This window comes from Bradyrhizobium nivariense, from assembly GCF_029846695.2.
Lineage (GTDB): Bacteria > Pseudomonadota > Alphaproteobacteria > Rhizobiales > Xanthobacteraceae > Bradyrhizobium.
This window is the reverse complement of sequence record NZ_JARWCR020000001.1, coordinates 14,232-32,422: the sequence shown is the minus strand read 5'-3', so window position 1 is coordinate 32,422 and position 18,191 is coordinate 14,232. Positions and strand designations below refer to the sequence as shown.

The following is an 18,191-nucleotide window of genomic DNA, read 5'->3' as shown; positions in this document are numbered from 1 at the left end:
ATTTCAGGTTGGCTAGGCGAAGTGCAGCACGTCGGCCACGGGCAGGCGCGGCTTCTGCGGCCAGTTGCCAGGCCGCTCCGGCCCGACGGTCAGCAGCATGACCGGGATTTCGTCGTCGGCCAGGCCGAACTCTCTGTGTACGGCCTCTGCATCGAAACCGATCATCGGTGTCGAACCCAGGCCCAGCGAGCGGGCTACATAGATGATGGCTGCGGCGCCGAAGGTCGCGGAGCGTACGGCTTCGTCGCGCTGGCGCTGCGGTTGATTGTCGTAGAGGCCGCGAGCAGGCCCCTCCCATTCCGGCACCAGATGTGCCGGCATGATTCCGGCTTCCACGACGGGTGCCAGGCGCTCAGGGACGGTGCTCGCATCGGCCAACTGGCCGATGATGATGAAGCTAACTGCTGCTTCGGTGATTGCGGGCTGATTCCAGGCGATCGGAAGCAGCCGCGCCTTTGCTTCGGGTGAGCGCACGGCGATGAAGCGCCAGTTCTGCAGATGGAACGATGTCGGCGCCGATGTGCCGATCCGCACGAGGTCACGTATCTGATCGTCGCTGAGGACGGCCGTCGAGTCGTAATACTTCGCAGCACTGCGGCTCAGAATGGTTTCGATCACAGCGTTCGTCGGCAGCGGCCGCGCCCGCGAACGGGAGGTTTCGGGATAGACAGCTGCAGCGGTTGTAGCGGTGTGTGATCCCTGGCTTTTTAAGCTCGTTGGCGGCCATACCCATGCGAAGATCGGTCAACAGGTCGAGGGCGGAGCGACCTAACTTGTCCTGAATCTGGCGCATGAATGTAGCGCGTGACATGCCGCATAAATCGGCCAGCTCGGGAAGCTTCCACTGCCGCGCCGGATCAGCGAACATCGCCGCAATGGCCGATGCCAATCTCGGATGGCCAGCAAGGGCCAACAAGCCTTCGGTGGATTTTCCGGCCTCGCTCGCGGCGCGTAGGACTAGCGTGAATAAGACCGAAGAGAGCGCGTTGAGAATGGCGCGTCCTCCCGCTCTGTCACCGGCGGACTCCATTCGCATCAGCCCGACCAGTCCGGAAAGTTGATTGGAGGCCGACGCGATGTCCTCTTCTCTATGGCTTTCCATAGACCGCACTACCAGATTTGCTGGCAGGTAGTTGCGGATTAGTCGATCATGAGGTGGCACGACGAAAAATCGTCCGCACAGCAGATCCAGTTGCTCACCCCGTCCATCGTTCTCGCTCAACATCCATCCTGCGGAGCCCCTGCTTTCGTGCGTGCTGACTGGCGTTTCGCCGCTGCCGTCGTGCAGCACATGCGCCGAACCGTGCGGGAGCAGCACGATGTCCCCGCTCCCAAGCTCCTGCACCGTTCTCGAATCAGGGTCCTCGAAAGTGGCCCGGCCCTTGACGATGACATGGTAGGGGATCTCGTTCGCCGCGGCCTTGGGCCAGATAAGACGCCACGGTGCGCCGTAGGCGCAGCGCACCTCGAGTTGGCCGGTAACGGTGATGATTTGCAGGAGATGACTCAACCAGTCGACTTGAGACATGAGACCTCGAGAGCTTGAATCGCCGACGCAGCATATCAATTTAGCGGCGCGTTCGGCGAAAGGCTTGTCGTTCCGTCCTGATTGATCGCCGCGACGAAAGCCAGGGCGCTCACTTACAGATAGTCTCTATCGAAGGCGAGTTCAGTCATCATGGATGCCACTTTGGATATGGGTGCTCAGAACTCGCAGGAGATCCGACGGCGCGCTGCGTGACGACCGGATCTTTCCCCAATGGGAGAAAACTGTCCCCTCCCGATGTTCAAGCTGCTTGAACTAGCCTATCGCAAACTCTGAAAGCCCTCTAATTTTGTTGACCGCGCGATCCATGTTGCGGGATGTGGCCATGCGGGTCATCGACATTTGCGGGCGCGGCACCAGCAACGCGATATCCATCATCAAGATCCTGCGCGGAGTGAAAGCGAGTGAACGTCGGCTTGTGGACTTGAGCCGGCATGCACAGCGTCCGCTTGATTGTCGACCTCTGAGGGTAGAGCGGACCTGATGAATTAATCAATTTGCGCCCAAGCCAAGAAATTCACATCGCCTTCCTTTTTCTACGCCAGCCTACCATGGCAACAATTTACCCAAGCCGACAAAAGGCTGGCCGCGCTATCGGCTCGCGCGAGTTGATAGCAAGAGAGGCCTGCATGCAAATGTCCGGGATACGGAATCTCACCGCGCGCGTATTTCTCCCGTTTGCTGCTGGATACTATCTTTCGTATCTGTTTCGAACGATCAACGCCCTGATCGCCGATCATCTCAGCTCGGATACCGGGCTTGGGACTGCCGCCCTCGGGCTGCTGACGTCACTCTATTTCCTTGTCTTCGCGGCGGCTCAGATCCCCGTCGGCATATTGTTGGACCGCTTTGGTCCGCGTCGCGTCCACAGTGCGTTGCTCTTGGTCGCCGCGGCGGGCGCTGGACTATTCGCAGTGTCCACGGGGTTAGTGTCTCTTTTGCTTGCGCGAGCAATGATCGGGTTCGGGTTGGCGGCGGCGCTCATGGCTGGACTGAAGTCCATCGTTCTTTGGTTTCCTAGAGAACGAGTGGCCTTGATGAACGGCTACATGATCATGCTGGGGTCGTTGGGGGCGGTGACCGCCACGGCTCCCGCTGAGCACCTAATCGCCTGGATGGGCTGGCGACAGCTCTTCGAAGTCTTGGCGGCTGCGACCGCTGCGACGGGCATGCTCATCTATGTCGTGGTTCCTGAACGAGTCGCTGTCCCATCTGTATCGTCAATCCCCGCGACCCTTAATTCCGTTTTCAGCGATAAGCGTTTCTGGCGTATTGCCCCGTTGTCAGCGACTTGCGTTGGATCGGCCTGGTCTTTGCAGGGATTGTGGGTATCGCCGTGGCTGATGGACGTAGAGGGTTTCGATCGCAAAACTGTGGTCGGACAGCTCTTCATAATGTCCATCGTATCGAGCGGCGGTGCCTGGTTGTTCGGGATGTCGGTTCACTACATCAAGCGAAGAGGAATCGGGGCGGAAACGATGTTCGCGATGGTTGCACTGCTGTTCATCGCGGCCGAGTTAGCTTTGATCCTGCGGGCGTCCCTGCCGTCCATCTTGCCCTTTTCCGTTGTCGCGATTGTCGGAACGGCAACGGTGGTCAGCTTCGCGGTGATAGCGGATTATTTTCCGCCGGAGCTTGCCGGGCGTGCCAATGGCGCCTTGAACGTGTTGCACTTTGGCTGGGCTTTTCTGGCCCAATACGCGACAGGACTGATCCTGGAGCAATGGTCCACAAATGAAGGCCACAGGTCCGTCCACGCCTATCAAGTCGCGTTCGGCCTCAACGTAGCCTTGCAGATCGCGGCGTTGGTCTGGTTCGCGCGGCCTTGGTGTCGATCCTTCGCTTCATGGATGAGCGCAATTCCCTTCTTTATGCCGGCAGAGATTTCCGAAGCCATCGAGTCAGTTGGCATGTATGAAAATTTCGTCATTCTCCTGCCCGAGGATGACGATGCGGAGTGGTGAGCAGTCGCAGCGAATCGATACGACTGAGTAGGCCTCAATTGCCAATTCTCGGTTCTTTCTTTTTCTACGCTGCTCTACGATCACCGGAAGCGCTTGTTGCGCCAAGTCCATTGGCCTTTTCTAATCATCCCCGTCTGAGGGCCTCTGTGGGCTCCTCATTAGGGGGGCGGCGGTGGCAATCCATTCCATTCAATCGGAGGCGAATTCGCGCGGCGCGCGAATGCTGCGAAGCGCACTTGGGGCGGCGATCGCCGGCTACCTGGAAGACGACGCTATCATCGAGGTTATGCTCAATCCCGATGGGCGGCTTTGGATTGATCGACTGTCGAGTGGCTTGGTTGACACCGGCGAAACGTTGTCTGCGGCGGATGGCGAGCGCATCGTTCGTCTGGTGGCGCATCATGTAGGCGCGGAGGTGCATGCCAGCTCACCACGCGTCTCGGCCGAACTTCCTGGAACCGGCGAGCGCTTCGAGGGCCTGTTGCCTCCGGTCGTTGCTGCCCCTGCTTTCGCCATCCGCAAGCCAGCGGTCGCCGTCTTCACGCTCGACGATTACGTCACCGCCGGCACCATGACCTCCCGGCATGCCGACGTCCTGAGGAGTGCGGTTGCCACTCGCAAGAATATCCTGGTGGCCGGTGGCACATCGACCGGCAAGACCACCTTGACCAACGCGCTTCTGGCCGAAGTGGCAAAGACCTCCGATCGTGTTGTCCTGATCGAAGATACTCGCGAGCTTCAATGCAAGGCGCCCAATCTCGTCGCGCTACGGACCAAGGACGGCGTAGCCACTTTATCCGACCTTGTCCGCTCCTCGCTTCGACTGCGTCCTGACCGCATCCCGATCGGCGAGGTCCGCGGGGCCGAAGCTCTCGACCTGCTCAAGGCGTGGGGCACCGGTCACCCCGGCGGCATTGGTACCATTCATTCGGGCAGTGCGCTCGGCGCTCTGCGGCGTCTCGAGCAACTGATCCAGGAAGCAGTCATCACGGTTCCGCGCGCCCTGATCGCCGAGACCATCAACCTCGTCGCTGTGCTCGTAGGTCGCGGCGCCGATCGTCGCCTCGCTGAACTCGCCCTTGTCACGGGGCTTGGCGCCGCCGGCGATTACAGCCTTTCACCAGCAGGAGACTGACATGCGTCCACGATTTCGTATTCTTCGGGAAGCTGCTTTGTTGGCGATTGCCAGCCCGGTTGTTCTGACGACAGCGCCCGCATGGGCGGCCGGCTCGAACATGCCATGGGAGCAGCCACTCAATCAGATCCTGCAGTCCGTCGAGGGGCCGGTCGCGAAGATCATCGCCGTCATCATCATCGTCGTGACCGGGCTCACGCTCGCGTTCGGGGATTCGTCCGGCGGTTTCCGCAGGCTGATCCAGATCGTGTTCGGTCTGTCGATCGCGTTCGCCGCCTCGAGTTTCTTCCTGTCGTTCTTCTCCTTCGGCGGCGGCGTGGTGATCTGATGGACGAGGCGGTCGCAGGTTTTGTCGTGCCTGTTCACCGCGCGCTTACCGAGCCGATTCTGATGGGTGGTGCGCCGCGGGCGGTCGCGATCGTCAACGGCACGTTGGCGGCGGCGCTTGGACTTGGCTTGCGGCTCTGGATCGCAGGTCTCGTCCTCTGGTTCATCGGCCACATGGCAGCCGTCTGGGCCGCCAGGCGCGATCCCGCCTTCGTCGATGTGGTGCGCCGACATCTGCGCATTCCCGGTCATCTCAACCTCTGAGTTCTCGGTCATGATGAACCTTGCCGAATATCGCCATTCGAATGACCGTCTTGCCGACTTCCTGCCTTGGGCAGCCCTCGTCGACCAGGGCATTATCCTGAACAAGGACGGCTCGCTACAGCGGACAGCCAAGTTCCGCGGACCCGACCTCGACAGTGCGGTGCCGGCTGAGCTTGTCGGTGTCGCAGGTCGTCTGAACAACGCACTTCGTCGCCTGGGGTCCGGCTGGGCCGTGTTCGTTGAGGCGCAGCGCCATTTTGCCGGCAGCTATCCTCCGAGCACATTTCCGGATGTCGCATCCGCGCTGGTCGACGCCGAGCGCGGGGCCCAGTTCGAGGAGGCCGGCGCCCACTACGAGTCCAGCTACTTCCTGACCTTCCTTTATCTTCCACCGGAGGAGGGCGCAGCCAAGGCAGAGCGACTGCTCTATGAAGGGCGCGATCGGGCCGTTGGAGCCGATGCTCGCGAGGTACTTCGCGGCTTTGTCGATCAAACCAGCCGCGTACTCGGGCTTCTGGAAGGATTCATGCCCGAATGCGCATGGCTCGATGATCAGGCCACGCTGACCTACCTGCACTCGACGATCTCGACCAAGCGCCATCGGGTTCGCGTGCCCGAAATTCCCATGTACATCGATGCGCTGTTGGCGGACCAGCCGCTGACCGGCGGTCTCGAGCCGATGCTCGGCTCAGCCAATCTGCGAGTTCTCACCATCGTCGGCTTTCCGGGAGCGACGACGCCTGGAATTCTGGACGACCTCAATCGCCTGCCATTTTCTTACCGTTGGTCGACGCGCGCGATCATGCTCGACAAGATGGATGCCACCAAGCTGTTGACCAAAATCCGCCGACAGTGGTTTGCCAAACGAAAATCGATTGGCGCCATCCTCAAGGAGGTCATGACCAATGAGGCATCGACGTTGCTGGATACCGATGCCAACAACAAGGCGCTTGACGCCGACGCTGCCCTGCAGGAACTGGGTTCGGACCAGATCGGACAGGCCTTTGTCACCGCGACCATCACGGTGTGGGACTCCGATCGCGGCGCTGCCGACGAAAAGCTCCGCCTCGTCGAGAAGGTCATTCAGGGCCGCGATTTCACCTGCATGATCGAGACGGTGAACGCCGTCGAAGCCTGGCTCGGCAGTCTGCCCGGGCATGTCTATGCCAATGTGCGGCAGCCGCCGGTTTCGACCCTCAACCTCGCTCATATGATTCCGATGTCGGCTGTATGGGCGGGCGAGGCGAGGGATCTGCATTTTGGCGCTCCGCCGCTCCTGTTCGGCAAGACGGAGGGATCGACCCCGTTCCGGTTTTCGCTCCACGTCGGCGACGTCGGCCATACTCTCGTGGTGGGGCCGACAGGTGCGGGCAAGTCGGTCCTGCTCGCGCTCATGGCAATGCAGTTCCGCCGTTACCCGAACTCCCAGGTGTTTGCGTTCGACTTCGGTGGTTCGATCCGGGCGGCCGCGCTCGCCATGGGCGGCGATTGGCATGATCTCGGCGGTGCCTTGTCCGACGAAGGCGACCGAGCGGTCGCATTGCAGCCGCTGGCCTGGATCGACGACGCTTCCGAGCGCGGATGGGCCACCGAATGGGTCGGTGCAATCCTGGCACGCGAAAAGGTCGAGATCACCCCAGAGGTCAAGGACCATCTCTGGTCGGCGCTGACGTCTCTCGCCTCGGCGCCAATACAGGAGCGTACCCTGACCGGCCTGTCAGTCCTCCTGCAATCGAACTCCTTAAAGCGTGCTCTTCAACCCTATTGCCTTGGCGGTTCGTCCGGACGCCTGCTTGATGCTGAATTCGAGCGGCTTGGCGAGTCCTCCGTCCAGGCGTTCGAGACCGAAGGGTTGATCGGAACGAGCGCGGCCCCGGCCGTGCTGGCCTACCTCTTTCATCGCATTGGAGACCGTCTCGACGGCCGTCCCACGCTTCTCATTGTCGATGAAGGCTGGCTTGCCCTCGATGACGAGGATTTTGCCGGCCAGCTCCGGGAATGGCTGAAGACTCTTCGCAAGAAGAATGCGTCCGTCATTTTTGCCACCCAATCGCTTTCGGACATCGATGGCTCGGCGATCGCGCCGGCGATCATCGAAAGCTGTCCAACGCGCTTGTTGCTGCCGAATGAACGGGCGATCGAACCGCAGATCACGGCCATCTATCGCCGTTTCGGCCTGAATGACCGCCAGATCGAACTACTGAACCGGGCAACGCCCAAGCGCGACTATTACTGCCAGTCCCGCCGCGGCAACCGGATGTTCGAACTCGGCCTTGGTGAGGTCGCACTCGCCTTTACAGCGGCCTCGTCCAAGACCGACCAGGCGACCATCGAGCGGCTTCTCGCCGAGCATGGAGCGGACGGCTTCGTGCCTGCCTGGCTCCAGCATCGCGGCGCCGCCTGGGCCACGGACCTGATTCCCAGTCTCGTCAATCTGGAGAAGTCGCAATGAGGCGCCTTGGTCTATTTGCCGCCGCTGGCATGATCGCCCTCACGTTTTGCATCACGGCGCCCGCACCAGCGCAGTGGGTCGTCTTTGATCCCAACAACTACGTCCAGAACGTGCTGACTGCCGCGCGTGAACTGCAGCAGATCAGCAACCAGATCACCTCATTGCAAAACGAAGCGCAGATGCTGATCAACCAGGCCAGGAATCTGGCAAGCTTGCCGTATTCTTCGCTCCAGCAACTGCAATCCTCGATCCAGCGAACCCAGCAATTGCTGGCGCAGGCCCAGCGCGTTGCCTACGACGTCCAGCAGATCGATCGCGCGTTCTCGACCAGCTATGCGCCGGCGAGCGGCGGCCAGTCCAGCCAATTGCTGATCAGCAACGCTCAATCGCGGTGGCAGAATTCTGTCGCAGCGTTGCAGGACGCGCTCCGGGTCCAGGCCGGCGTTGTTGGCAACCTCGACACCAATCGCGTCCAGACGTCGGCGCTCGTGACGTCCAGCCAGGGTGCGAGCGGCGCCCTGCAGGCGACGCAGGCTGGCAATCAGATCCTCGCGCTTCAGGCGCAGCAGCTTGCAGATCTCACCGCCACTGTCGCGGCACAGGGCAGGGCGCAGAGCCTTGAGGCGGCGCAGCGGGCGGCAGCCCAAGACCAGGGGCGAGAACAGCTCCGGCGGTTTCTGACGCCGGGGCAGGGCTATCAATCCCAGGACGTGCGGATGTTCCACTAATGACTTCAGGCCCATTCAAGGCGCTATCGCTACTCATCTCTGTCGGGGTGGCGGTCGTCGCAGGCTGCGCGATCCAGCTTCGTGGCGGCGAAGAGACGTCGTCGCCGCCCAAGACAGAGCAGACCAACGGCGCTGACCGTTCCGAGCTTGCACGCTGCCGCACCGTCTCTTCGGAAGATGCAGCGGACTATCAGCATTGCCAGAGGGTCTGGGCCGAAAACCGCCGTCGCTTCTTTGTCAGGCGGGACGGTGCTGCCGCTGCAGAAACCGGCGCGACCGCCGCGCCAAAGGATCAGAGCCGGATGCCGCAAGGATATCCGTCGGCCGGGGTGCCCGGGGAAGATAAGCCATGACCGGCACCGGCATCATCGACCAGTTCCTTGAGACATTCACCCGCTACATCGACAACGGCTTCGGGCTTTTGGGTGGCGAGGTCGGATATCTCGCGATAACGCTGGCGGCCATCGATATCACGCTTGCCGCGCTATTCTGGAGTTGGGGCACGGACGAGGACATCATCGCGCGTCTGGTCAAGAAAACGCTGTTCGTTGGGGTCTTTGCGTATCTGATTGGCAATTGGAACAACCTCGCGCGGATCGTCTTCGAGAGCTTTGCCGGTCTCGGGCTGAAGGCATCTGGTTCAAGCCTCTCCGCGTCAGACCTCCCGCGGCCGGGAAAGATCGCCCAGGTCGGGCTCGATGCCGGCCGGCCGATGCTCGATTCAATCTCGAACCTGATGGGCTACATCAGCTTCTTCGAGAACTTCGTGCAGATCGTCGTTCTCCTGTTCGCGTGGGTCGTGGTGCTGCTGGCCTTCTTCATTCTGGCGATCCAGCTCTTCGTTACGCTGATCGAGTTCAAGCTGACGACGTTGGCCGGCTTCGTGCTCATTCCCTTTGGCCTGTTTGGCAAGACGGCATTCGCGGCGGAGCGGGTCCTGGGCAACGTCATATCCTCCGGGATCAAGGTTTTGGTCCTGGCCGTCATCGTCGGCATTGGCTCAACCTTGTTCTCGCAGTTCACCTTGGGTTTCGGTGGCGCGCAGCCGACGATCGAAGATGCGATGACGCTGGTGTTGGCGGCCCTCTCCTTGCTGGGCCTCGGCATCTTCGGTCCGGGTATCGCAAACGGACTGGTATCGGGCGGACCCCAGCTCGGCGCCGGCGCCGCGATTGGGACGGGCCTTGCTGCCGGCGGCGTTGTTGCGGCGGGTGCCGGCCTTGCCGCCGGCGGCGCTGGTTTCGCTGGTGGCGCGCTCGCAGGTGCGGGGCGCGGTGGAGCTGCCATGGTGAGTGGCGCATCCGCGGCGTATCGAAGCGGCGGCCTTGCTGGCGTCGCGGAGGCGGGTGGGTCGGCTGCGATGAGCCCGTTACGTCGAGCCACGGCCGCATTCGCCAGCAGCGGGCAAGCGAGCGAGCCGGCTGCGACCACGCCCACGGAGGGTCAACCCGATTGGGCGCGCCGCATGAAACGCGCCCAGACCATTCGGCATGGCGCCTCGGCGGCCGGTCATGCGGTGCGCTCCGGCGATCATGGCGGCAGCGGCTCTTCTGTCGATCTCTCGGAAGGAGAGCGCTGACAGCCAGCCACCCGCAGGCTCGCCGCGCGCCAGCAGCGGCGTCAAACGGCACGCCGCGACACTCGAAACCAATCACTGATCTCAGGGGCAACTATCCATGTTCAGACGACCCTCCGTTCACTACGGGCGCATGCCCGAGCCGGTCACGCCCTACCAAAAAGCAGCGCAAGTCTGGGACGAGCGCATTGGATCTGCGCGCGTGCAGGCCAGGAATTGGCGCTTGATGGCCTTCGGTTGCCTCATGCTCTCGGGCGGCCTGGCCGGTGGACTTGTTTGGCAGTCAGCACAAGGATCGATCACGCCATGGGTCGTCGAGGTCGATCGCCTGGGCCAGGCCCAGCGGGTTGCGCCAGCCAACATCGATTATCAGCCTACAGATGCTCAGATCGCCTATCACCTGGCGCGCTTTATCGAGGACGTCAGAGGCTTGCCGGCTGATGGCATCGTTCTGCGCCAGAATTGGCTTAGGGCGTATGACTTTACGACCGATCGTGGCGCGGCCGCGCTCAACGATTTTGCGCGTAACAATGACCCCTTTGCCAGGCTGGGCAAGGCGCAGATCTCTGTCGATGTGTCCAGCGTCATCCGTGCGTCGTCAGAGAGCTTCCGGGTCGCATGGACCCAACGCATCTACGAGAACGGCTCATTGAGCGCGACCGAGCGCTGGACCGCGATTCTCACGGTCACAATCGAGACGCCGCGCGATGCCGAACGCCTGCGCAAGAATCCCCTTGGCGTCTACGTCCGCGCCATCAACTGGTCGAAGGAGTTGGGTCAGTGATCAAGACGACGCGTGACATGTGTTCAAAAGGTCCGATCCGATACCGCAGGTTAAGCTCGAGTAGGTGCAAGCTCGCCGCTTTGAGGCGAGCCCTTTTACCAGCTCTGCTGCTTGGCACTTCGGCACTCGGCGGTTGCGCGACCTACATTCCGCCAGAAATCAGCTATGATGCCGAGGTCCCGCCGTTGCCGGCACCTCCAGCGCCGCTTGATGACCGAGCTAAGCCGCTTCACGTTCCACCGCTCTGGAAACCGGTTCTCGGCGGCAAGTCGGGAGCGAAGGAAGACGCTGAACCCGTAACCCGGGTTGAGAGCGCGAACAGCGCCGCGCGAGTCGAGCCGCGCAAAAAAGGATACTTTAATGCGGCGCAGATTTACGCCTTCAGCCCCGGTGCGCTGTACCAGGTCTACGCTGCTCCCGGACAGATCACGGATATTGCGCTGGAAGAAGGAGAGCAACTGACGGGATCCGGACCGATCGCGGCCGGGGATACCGTGCGATGGGTCGTCGGAGATACGGAGAGCGGGAGCGGGGACACGCGCCGGGTCCACATCTTGGTGAAGCCGACCCGGGCCTCAATCGAGACGAATCTTGTCATCAACACGGACCGGCGCACCTACCTGATCGAGCTCCGCTCCCGCGAACGACCGTACATGCCATCCGTAGCCTGGTACTACCCGGAAACGGTTCGCGAACGATCGCGCTCAGTCGCCCTCAGACCGGTCATTCCAGATCCAGCGCAGCGTGTCTTTCGTTACGCGATCGAGGGCGACAGTCCACCCTGGCGGCCGCTCGCAGCGTATGACGACGGCCGAAAGGTCTATATCGAATTCCCGCAAGGGATTGTCCAGGGCGAGATGCCGCCGCTGTTCGTCATTGGGCCCGATGGCAAGGCCGAGCTCGTCAACTATCGCGCCTACGGCAATGTGTTGATCGTCGATCGGCTGTTTGCAGCCGCAGAACTGCGGCTCGGCGGTGAGCATCAGCAGAAGGTCAGAATTGTCCGGACTGACGGGAGGCCGTCGTCATGAACACGCAGAACGAAAACAGTTCTAACGGGGTCATTCCGCCGCAAACACCGGAGGAGCAATCCAGGAGCTTTCGCCTGCGAGCCGAACCCCCGCGGGTCACCCGATTGTCCCGCAAGGTTCTGGCGGGGGGCAGCGCAGTTGCTCTGCTTGTTATCGGCGGTGCTGTGCTGTGGTCGCTGCAGAGCAATCGCTCCGGTAACCGCGCGGCCGACGAACTCTATAGCACTGATCATCACAATCTCGCTGACGGGATTGAGGCGCTGCCGAAGGACTATACTGGCGTTTCACGCCAAACCGTACCGCAGCTTGGTCCGCCACTCCCAGGCGACCTCGGTCGACCGATCCTGGCCGCGCAAGGCCAGTCGCCGATAACCGGCGGAGATCCGGAACAGCAACGCCGGGATCAAGAGAGCGAGGCAGCCCGTATCAGCCATCTGTTCGCTTCGACCAATGGGAGAGAGGTGCGTCCGCCCGCCGCTGCGGCGGTTGGAGGCGAGCGCGTGGCGCCGCCGAACGCCACGAGCGCCGGCGATGATGGATCTACCCAAAACGCGCAGGACCGAAAACTTGCTTTTGTGAACGCTTCCGTGGACCGTCGCACGGTGAGCCCTGACCGCGTCGCCAGGCCCGCTTCACCATACATCGTGCAGGCCGGGACGGTCATTCCAGGAGCGCTGATCACGGGGATCAGGTCAGACCTTCCCGGCCAAGTCACGGCGCAAGTGACGGAGAATTTATACGACACTCCGACCGGTCGCTTTTTGCTCGTGCCCCAAGGAGCGAGGCTGATCGGCGGTTATGATAGTCAGGTTTCGTTCGGGCAGTCGCGGGTGCTGCTGGTCTGGACCCGGCTGATCATGCCGAACGGCCGCTCGATCGTTCTGGAGCGGCAGCCCGGTGCTGACAGCGCAGGCTACGCGGGGCTCGAAGACCAGGTCGACAATCATTGGGGTGAGCTATTCAAGGCCGCCGCGCTGTCGACGTTCTTGGCTGTCGGGACCGAACTAGGTGCGGGGTCCGACACCAATAGCAACGACAGCGCCATCGTTCAGGCGTTGCGTCATGGCGCCTCCGATTCACTAAACCAAACTGGACAGCAGGTGGTTCGGCGCAGCCTCAATATTCAACCTACTTTGACCGTACGACCTGGTTTCCCAGTTCGCGTCATCGTCAATCGCGACCTCGTTCTCGAGCCATACAGAGGGTAACTCGATGCCCAAGTTAAAGATTGGAACGCTGACCGACGATAAGCCCGTCCGACTCAGCGTCGAACTGCCGAATACTGTGCATCGAGATCTGCTCGCTTACGCGAAAGCTCTTGCAGGTGAAACTGGTCAGACCATTAACGACCCAAGCAAGCTGATCGCTCCCATGCTGGCGCGGTTCATGGCGACTGACAGAGGTTTCGCTCGGCTGAGGCGCAAGATTCACTCACCGTTAGCGGGTGGTGACGGATAGCGCTCGGAAAGAAGCGCCAAAAACCGCTGAAGAGCAGGATTCTCGTTGTCCTTTTGCCAATGAGCATAGAAGCCCATACGACTTGGACCGGTACCGTCCTGTATCTCGCGATAAGTCAAACCTGCAAAGGTGGCACCAACGTCCGATTCCATAACAAGACTGACTCCGAGACCCATACTGATGAGACTCTTTACGATACCGCGGCTCACGTCATGCCGTTCGATCCTGGGGCGTTTATTCTCTGCCACCAGATTAGAGATCAGTAGATCCTCTACATCTGTTCCTGGGTCATATTGGCTCAAGAGAACCGTTTCATTGCGAAGATCGGTCCAATGAATAACGTCCTGCGCAGCGAGCGGATGGTCTTTCGGCAGCAAGATCATGATGCGCTCGCTCCAGATCGGGAGACGCATGCTATCGGATAATGGGCTTTGTCCCGGAACAATCGCTATGTCAATGGTACCATTTCGAAGCGCGTTCATGAGACGGATGCGAGATCGTTCTACAGTTGCTAGGTCGACCTGGGGTGCGTGTCGTTTGAATTCAACTAGGCTTACCCTCAAGTTTCCGGCGGAAATTGACGTGCAGAAACCTATGGAGAGACGCCCAAGGTCGCCATTGCCGCTAGACCGGCCCGTCATAACAAGCATGTCGACTTGTTCGAGAATAATTCGCGATATTCGCAGAATGCGTCGTCCCGCAAAAGTCGGGACGACTCCTCCGCGCGATCGCGTGAATAGCGTTGCTCCGACAAAATGCTCGAGTTGACCAATCGAGCGGCTCAGCAAAGAATGGCGCATACCAAGCGTCTCCGCTGCTTGTCTGAAGCTTCCACAATCGGATGCGGCGATCGCTGCGCGGAGATGATGCAGATCAATATTGTTTGCTCCGGCAATTGGCATATCTTTGCGCGCCTCGTCACCATGTTGATTCTCGTCTCACCAACGATAGAGCCGCTGTCTCATTCTTAAAGCGGCTCCGTTGAAGATTGTGGTCGTACTTAGCTCCATCTAAGCCGCTGCAAGCGCAACTGGTACCCAGAGCACCGGGCCCCGAAGGCTACCGGCGGCACGGACGCGCGCTAGGCTCTCAATAGAGACCTCCAGATATCCCGCAACCGCGAGGGCGCTGCCAAGTGCGCGAGGTTCGCTGAGCCGCCGCAACGGCCATCCTGCGCGGCGCAAGATCCGCTCCATTCGAGCGTCGGTCACCGTCACGATATCGGTGAGCTGCCGCGACAAGCCAAATTCAATCATACCGGCAAGCAGTTCATAGGTTGCCGTTGCTAGACCATGGATGACCTTCGGCGCTTCATGATGAATGTCCAGTGCAAAGCGGCTGCTCTCCCAGATCGTCAAGCTCGAAGGGGCCGCGGAACCGTCCAAAAGAATGGGAAAGGCGTCGCGCAGCATGGTTGGCCCTGTGGAGGGGAGTAGGCGCACGCAGCCTTGGATGCGGCCGTTGTTTGCCCGTTGAATTAGGTAAGCAGGATGTAAGGAGTCGAATTTGTCCACCTCTAACTCGCCGCAAACGTCGACATCCCAGTCGAGCCTGTCCTTGAATACCCGGTATCGTAGGCGGTGCATCTCAGAAATCTCGTCAACAAAGTCGCCGTAGTAGTCGGCCGTGATCAGCTGCATCATCATCGCCTCCTCGTGCTGAAGTGTCAGCAAAGGAAGCCAAATCTCCGCAAAAAATATCCTGTGCAGCTGCACAGGGTGTCAGCGTAAATTGACGCGGCACTGGACAACTATGTCGTCGACCTGGACGCGACCAAGCAAGCGACAGCTTGGCAGATCGAATGAACGCGAAGCTTCGCTTTGGCATTGTCCAGATGAAAAGCAGCTGTACGACGCGAAATGCCGAGTATGTGTCCGATCTCCCATGCGGACTTACCCTGGCTGGCCCATTCGAGGCATTCGAATTCGCGAGGTGACAGCGATATGCCATTGATCTGTCGCTCGGGAGCAAGCTTGCGACGGGCGTGCGAATGAAAATACATTGCCATGAGTTGCAGCACCCGCGCGTGCTCGCCGATAATTCTCTCAAACTGCGGACGACGCTCGTCCGACGCGAAAGTTACCGCCGCGGTCGGGCCGCGACCATCGTGAATGGGAATTGTGAACCCGCAGCGGATGCCAAATCGCGAGGCTTCATCGAATAATTCTTGGCGCAAGTTTGAAGCAGTGAATGAGGCGACCCCGATGCCCCATTCAAATGGTTCAGTATGATTGATCACACGTTCAATCACGGGATCACAGCGCTCATAGTGGCGCTCCAAATAGTGCTCCGTCCAGCTCGCAGGATACGTCGAGATCAAACGTGGCTGGGCGCCCAACTCACCTGGTATGGATAGATATGCGAAGCACGGGAGGTCGAGAGCGGCGATCGCTTCTGCCATAGCTTCGCGAAGGGCCTCTGGGTTTCGGGCGCTCAGCAGGTGGTCGATAAAGCTTTGGAAAATGCGATGCATCGTTGCAACGGAGTGTTCTGGACCGTTTGACCCGCCGCGCCGTGTAGCTTTTCCAAAACGCAAGCGTTCGGTTGTGGTCGGGAGGAAAGGGGCCGTCGGCTTTGAAGCCGACGGCCAAGTCAGGGAGGAAACGCCCCGAAGGGCTGCAGCAGGATAAACCTACCGCAAGCAACCGCCGATCGCTCGGCGGATTCGTATTAGAGACCAGATTCTAGCTCGCATAGTGCGCCATCATCTTCGGCGACGACACAATATCGCTGATCGGAAATCGCTTTAAAGAGCGAGCTGCCTGCACGCGTGGCTATTGTATTCAATCGTGTCTGTAGCGCGTCAGTTTCGTACGTGTCGTACCGACCATTCGAGTTGTCGTTGACGAAATTAAAAAGCGTTGGCCGTCCTATTAATCTCACCCAAAAGGTGGGTGTTGGTAAGGGCCTCATCGTTGGCAATGGAGTGGAGCACAGGCGCCTCGACTGTCGATTCTTCAAAATGAGCTCCGATGGATCTAGGCAGCACCTCACTTTCAATGCGCCTCGTCTGCTTCGGGTAATTGTGACGTTTTGCATCCTGTCTCAACTCTCAGACTAGAAAGTACGGCGTTTGCGGGAAGCCTCCGAAATGGGTGCAGGTGACGGCGGCGGCGTCTCTTCCGGCTGCGAGACATTCCTGCAGGTTTCCTCCGGCGAGCCGTCGGGCGATGAAGCCCGCGATGAACGTGTCTCCAGCTCCCGTCGTGTCGCAAACGTCGACGGGCAAGATTCCGGCCTCGACCACGACCGAGCCATCAGTCGCGATGCTTCCCATGGATCCTCGCGTGACAACCGCGAGCGCGGCGCCCTGTGTCAGATATCCGTTCGCGGTGTCGATCGCTGCATGCGGATCGGCACCGGCGGAGCCGAAAGCGATCGTCAATCCGTCCGCACCGGGATTGACGGTGATGTCCTGAGATACACTCACGCCGGCGCTCGCGAGGCGGCGCTTCAACTCGCCGCCGTCGTCTAGCCAGCCGATATGGACATGGCGCATCGAGAGCAGAACCTTGAAATCCGCCTCGGATGGACGATAGGTGCGGCAAACGCCGAATTCCTCGAATGCGATGATGCGATCGCCGCTTTTGTCGATATCGATGTTGGTATAGGCAGTCACGCCCTCTTTGACCTGGACATGAGCAATATTGAGGTCGTTATCTTTGAAGCAGTCGAGCATGCGGCGGCCGTCGTCGTCCGGTCCAACGGCGCCGAAATAAGCGGTGCGCAGGCCCTGCTTTCGGAGATGAATTGCGACGTTAACGGCGTTGCCGCCGATCGCCGCGAGTCCGACTGGCGGCAGGTATCGATCCATGCAGTTGTCGCCCACTGTCGCTACGTCGAAATCTGGCATATTGTTACCCGGAAGATGGAGTGTCCGCCGTCTACCCCGACGGCGGACACGAAATGGCTCAGTATGCGACGCGCTTGTAATAGCGGCGCGTGATCAACGGATGATCGCGCATGACCTCAAGATGAGCGCTGACGCGTTCAAGGACGGTTGCCAGGACGATCGGCGATGCCATGGCGCGCACTTCATCCGAAATCCCGGGAAGCGCGAATTCCTTGCTGTCGAGAATGGTCAGCTTGTCGGTGTAATTCGGCGCAAAGCTCTCCACCCGTTCGGCGAGCGGGCGGTAGGCATCTTCGCCCTTGAACAACATGAGGCTGACGTTTTTGTCCACGAGCTCCAGAGTGCCGTGGAAGAAATCCGAAGCGTGGACCGGCCGGGTGCGGATCCACTGCATTTCTTCCAGAATGCAGGTGGCGTAGTAGAGCGCCGAAGGCCAGGTGTTCCCGCCGCCGGTGAAGATATGATAGTCGGCCCCCGCAATGCGAGCGGCGAACGCCTCGGCTCTCGGCTCGAACGCGCGCTTCACTTCCAATAGCAGTTCCGGCAGGCGCTTCAGTTCGGAAACAACCGAGTGGTAATTGTCGATATCGTTCCGCGCCTTCATGATCGACAGAGCGATTAGCAAGGATTGAACATAAAAGGATTCGCAGGACGTATCGTCTTGGGCGAAGTTAACGAATACTTGGTCGCCGCCCTTGCCCAACGGCGTTTCCTCATGTCCCACGAAGGTGAGAACGGTCGCGCCGATCTCCTTGAGCTTGGCAAGCATCGCCACGCTTTCCTTCGTCGTACCCGAAAGCGATGGCATCACGACAATCGAGTTTTTTGTTAGGTTCGCAGACCCCGTAAGCACAAGCTCAGCCGGATAGTCGAGAAAGACCGGGAACGTCGAACGTCGCTGCAGAAGCTGATAGGCCGGCTGCATCAGATAAGCGACACCGCCGGTCCCGAGGAAGAACAGGTTTGTCGCACCAGCATTGAGAGCGGAAGCGATGGTCGTATCGATGCGCTCGGCAAGGGCAACGGCACCCGACTGGATCCGCAGGAAGCGGGGTTCATCAAAGTTCAGCAAG

At 60.3% G+C, this 18,191-nt stretch carries 19 protein-coding genes; 12 read left to right on the top strand and 7 right to left on the bottom strand.

The genetic code is table 11. From position 1 onward, the window contains the following. Window positions 1–12 precede the first annotated feature (12 nt). Both QCM77_RS00155 and QCM77_RS00150 read right to left on the bottom strand, forming a co-directional pair. Window positions 13–633: a nitroreductase family protein gene (locus tag QCM77_RS00155; protein WP_279681681.1), complete on the bottom strand. Its 621-nt coding sequence runs from the start codon at window positions 631–633 to the stop codon at window positions 13–15. Continuing rightward, complete coding sequence (locus QCM77_RS00150; RefSeq protein ID WP_279681336.1) at window positions 539–1,528, bottom strand: AraC family transcriptional regulator; 990 nt, start codon at window positions 1,526–1,528, stop codon at window positions 539–541. Before QCM77_RS00150 ends, QCM77_RS00155 begins: the two co-directional genes overlap by 95 nt. A gap of 647 nt (window positions 1,529–2,175) precedes the next feature. On the opposite strand from QCM77_RS00150, the gene QCM77_RS00145 reads away from it, so the two are divergent. From QCM77_RS00145 to QCM77_RS00090, 12 genes are all read left to right on the top strand, one after another. Further along, a complete protein-coding gene (locus tag QCM77_RS00145) occupies window positions 2,176–3,510 on the top strand; it encodes an MFS transporter (protein ID WP_279681680.1) in 1,335 nt (444 codons plus the stop codon). A gap of 220 nt (window positions 3,511–3,730) precedes the next feature. Then, the gene (gene trbB, locus QCM77_RS00140; RefSeq protein ID WP_279681678.1) at window positions 3,731–4,645 is read left to right on the top strand and encodes a P-type conjugative transfer ATPase TrbB; all 915 of its coding nucleotides are present in this window, start codon (window positions 3,731–3,733) and stop codon (window positions 4,643–4,645) included. 1 nt (window position 4,646) lies between these two features. Next, the gene (locus QCM77_RS00135) at window positions 4,647–4,973 is read left to right on the top strand and encodes a TrbC/VirB2 family type IV secretion system protein (RefSeq protein WP_279681334.1); all 327 of its coding nucleotides are present in this window, start codon (window positions 4,647–4,649) and stop codon (window positions 4,971–4,973) included. After that, entirely contained in the window at window positions 4,973–5,236 is a 264-nt protein-coding gene (locus QCM77_RS00130) for a VirB3 family type IV secretion system protein (RefSeq protein ID WP_085394395.1), read from the top strand. Before QCM77_RS00135 ends, QCM77_RS00130 begins: the two co-directional genes overlap by 1 nt. A gap of 10 nt (window positions 5,237–5,246) precedes the next feature. Then, complete coding sequence (gene trbE, locus QCM77_RS00125; RefSeq protein WP_279681331.1) at window positions 5,247–7,688, top strand: conjugal transfer protein TrbE; 2,442 nt, start codon at window positions 5,247–5,249, stop codon at window positions 7,686–7,688. Continuing rightward, window positions 7,685–8,416 carry a P-type conjugative transfer protein TrbJ gene (trbJ, locus tag QCM77_RS00120; RefSeq protein WP_279681330.1) on the top strand — a complete coding sequence of 244 codons (732 nt, stop codon included), beginning with the start codon at window positions 7,685–7,687 and terminating at the stop codon, window positions 8,414–8,416. Before trbE ends, trbJ begins: the two co-directional genes overlap by 4 nt. Then, window positions 8,416–8,769, top strand: a complete 354-nt coding sequence (gene trbK-alt, locus QCM77_RS00115; RefSeq protein WP_279681328.1) for a putative entry exclusion protein TrbK-alt — start codon at window positions 8,416–8,418, stop codon at window positions 8,767–8,769. Before trbJ ends, trbK-alt begins: the two co-directional genes overlap by 1 nt. Beyond that, entirely contained in the window at window positions 8,766–9,995 is a 1,230-nt protein-coding gene (gene trbL / locus QCM77_RS00110) for a P-type conjugative transfer protein TrbL (RefSeq protein WP_279681326.1), read from the top strand. Before trbK-alt ends, trbL begins: the two co-directional genes overlap by 4 nt. 97 nt (window positions 9,996–10,092) lie before the next feature. Beyond that, window positions 10,093–10,776: a conjugal transfer protein TrbF gene (trbF, locus tag QCM77_RS00105; RefSeq protein ID WP_279681324.1), complete on the top strand. Its 684-nt coding sequence runs from the start codon at window positions 10,093–10,095 to the stop codon at window positions 10,774–10,776. Beyond that, a complete protein-coding gene (gene trbG, locus QCM77_RS00100; RefSeq protein WP_462804273.1) occupies window positions 10,773–11,807 on the top strand; it encodes a P-type conjugative transfer protein TrbG in 1,035 nt (344 codons plus the stop codon). Before trbF ends, trbG begins: the two co-directional genes overlap by 4 nt. Then, window positions 11,804–13,015 (top strand): TraB/TrbI/VirB10 family type IV secretion system protein, encoded by a 1,212-nt coding sequence (locus QCM77_RS00095; protein WP_279681321.1) that lies wholly within the window; start codon window positions 11,804–11,806, stop codon window positions 13,013–13,015. The genes trbG and QCM77_RS00095 overlap by 4 nt, the downstream gene beginning before the upstream one ends. A 4-nt stretch (window positions 13,016–13,019) precedes the next feature. Beyond that, window positions 13,020–13,265 (top strand): DUF2274 domain-containing protein, encoded by a 246-nt coding sequence (locus QCM77_RS00090; RefSeq protein ID WP_279681319.1) that lies wholly within the window; start codon window positions 13,020–13,022, stop codon window positions 13,263–13,265. On the opposite strand, the gene QCM77_RS00085 is transcribed toward QCM77_RS00090, so the two are convergent. From QCM77_RS00085 to QCM77_RS00065, 5 genes are all read right to left on the bottom strand, one after another. Beyond that, on the bottom strand, window positions 13,235–14,167 hold the full coding sequence (locus QCM77_RS00085; RefSeq protein WP_279681317.1) for a LysR family transcriptional regulator: 933 nt from the start codon (window positions 14,165–14,167) through the stop codon (window positions 13,235–13,237). The two genes, QCM77_RS00090 and QCM77_RS00085, sit on opposite strands and share 31 nt — an antisense overlap. Before the next feature lie 108 nt (window positions 14,168–14,275). Beyond that, the gene (locus QCM77_RS00080; protein WP_279681315.1) at window positions 14,276–14,908 is read right to left on the bottom strand and encodes an acyl-homoserine-lactone synthase; all 633 of its coding nucleotides are present in this window, start codon (window positions 14,906–14,908) and stop codon (window positions 14,276–14,278) included. Window positions 14,909–15,015: 107 nt separating this feature from the next. Next, complete coding sequence (locus tag QCM77_RS00075) at window positions 15,016–15,738, bottom strand: helix-turn-helix transcriptional regulator (protein WP_279681313.1); 723 nt, start codon at window positions 15,736–15,738, stop codon at window positions 15,016–15,018. A gap of 579 nt (window positions 15,739–16,317) precedes the next feature. Further along, window positions 16,318–17,118, bottom strand: coding sequence for a PfkB family carbohydrate kinase (locus tag QCM77_RS00070; protein ID WP_279681311.1), 801 nt, complete (start codon window positions 17,116–17,118; stop codon window positions 16,318–16,320). Window positions 17,119–17,176: 58 nt separating this feature from the next. Further along, window positions 17,177–18,190 (bottom strand): SIS domain-containing protein, encoded by a 1,014-nt coding sequence (locus tag QCM77_RS00065; protein ID WP_279681309.1) that lies wholly within the window; start codon window positions 18,188–18,190, stop codon window positions 17,177–17,179. Window position 18,191: the final 1 nt, after the last annotated feature.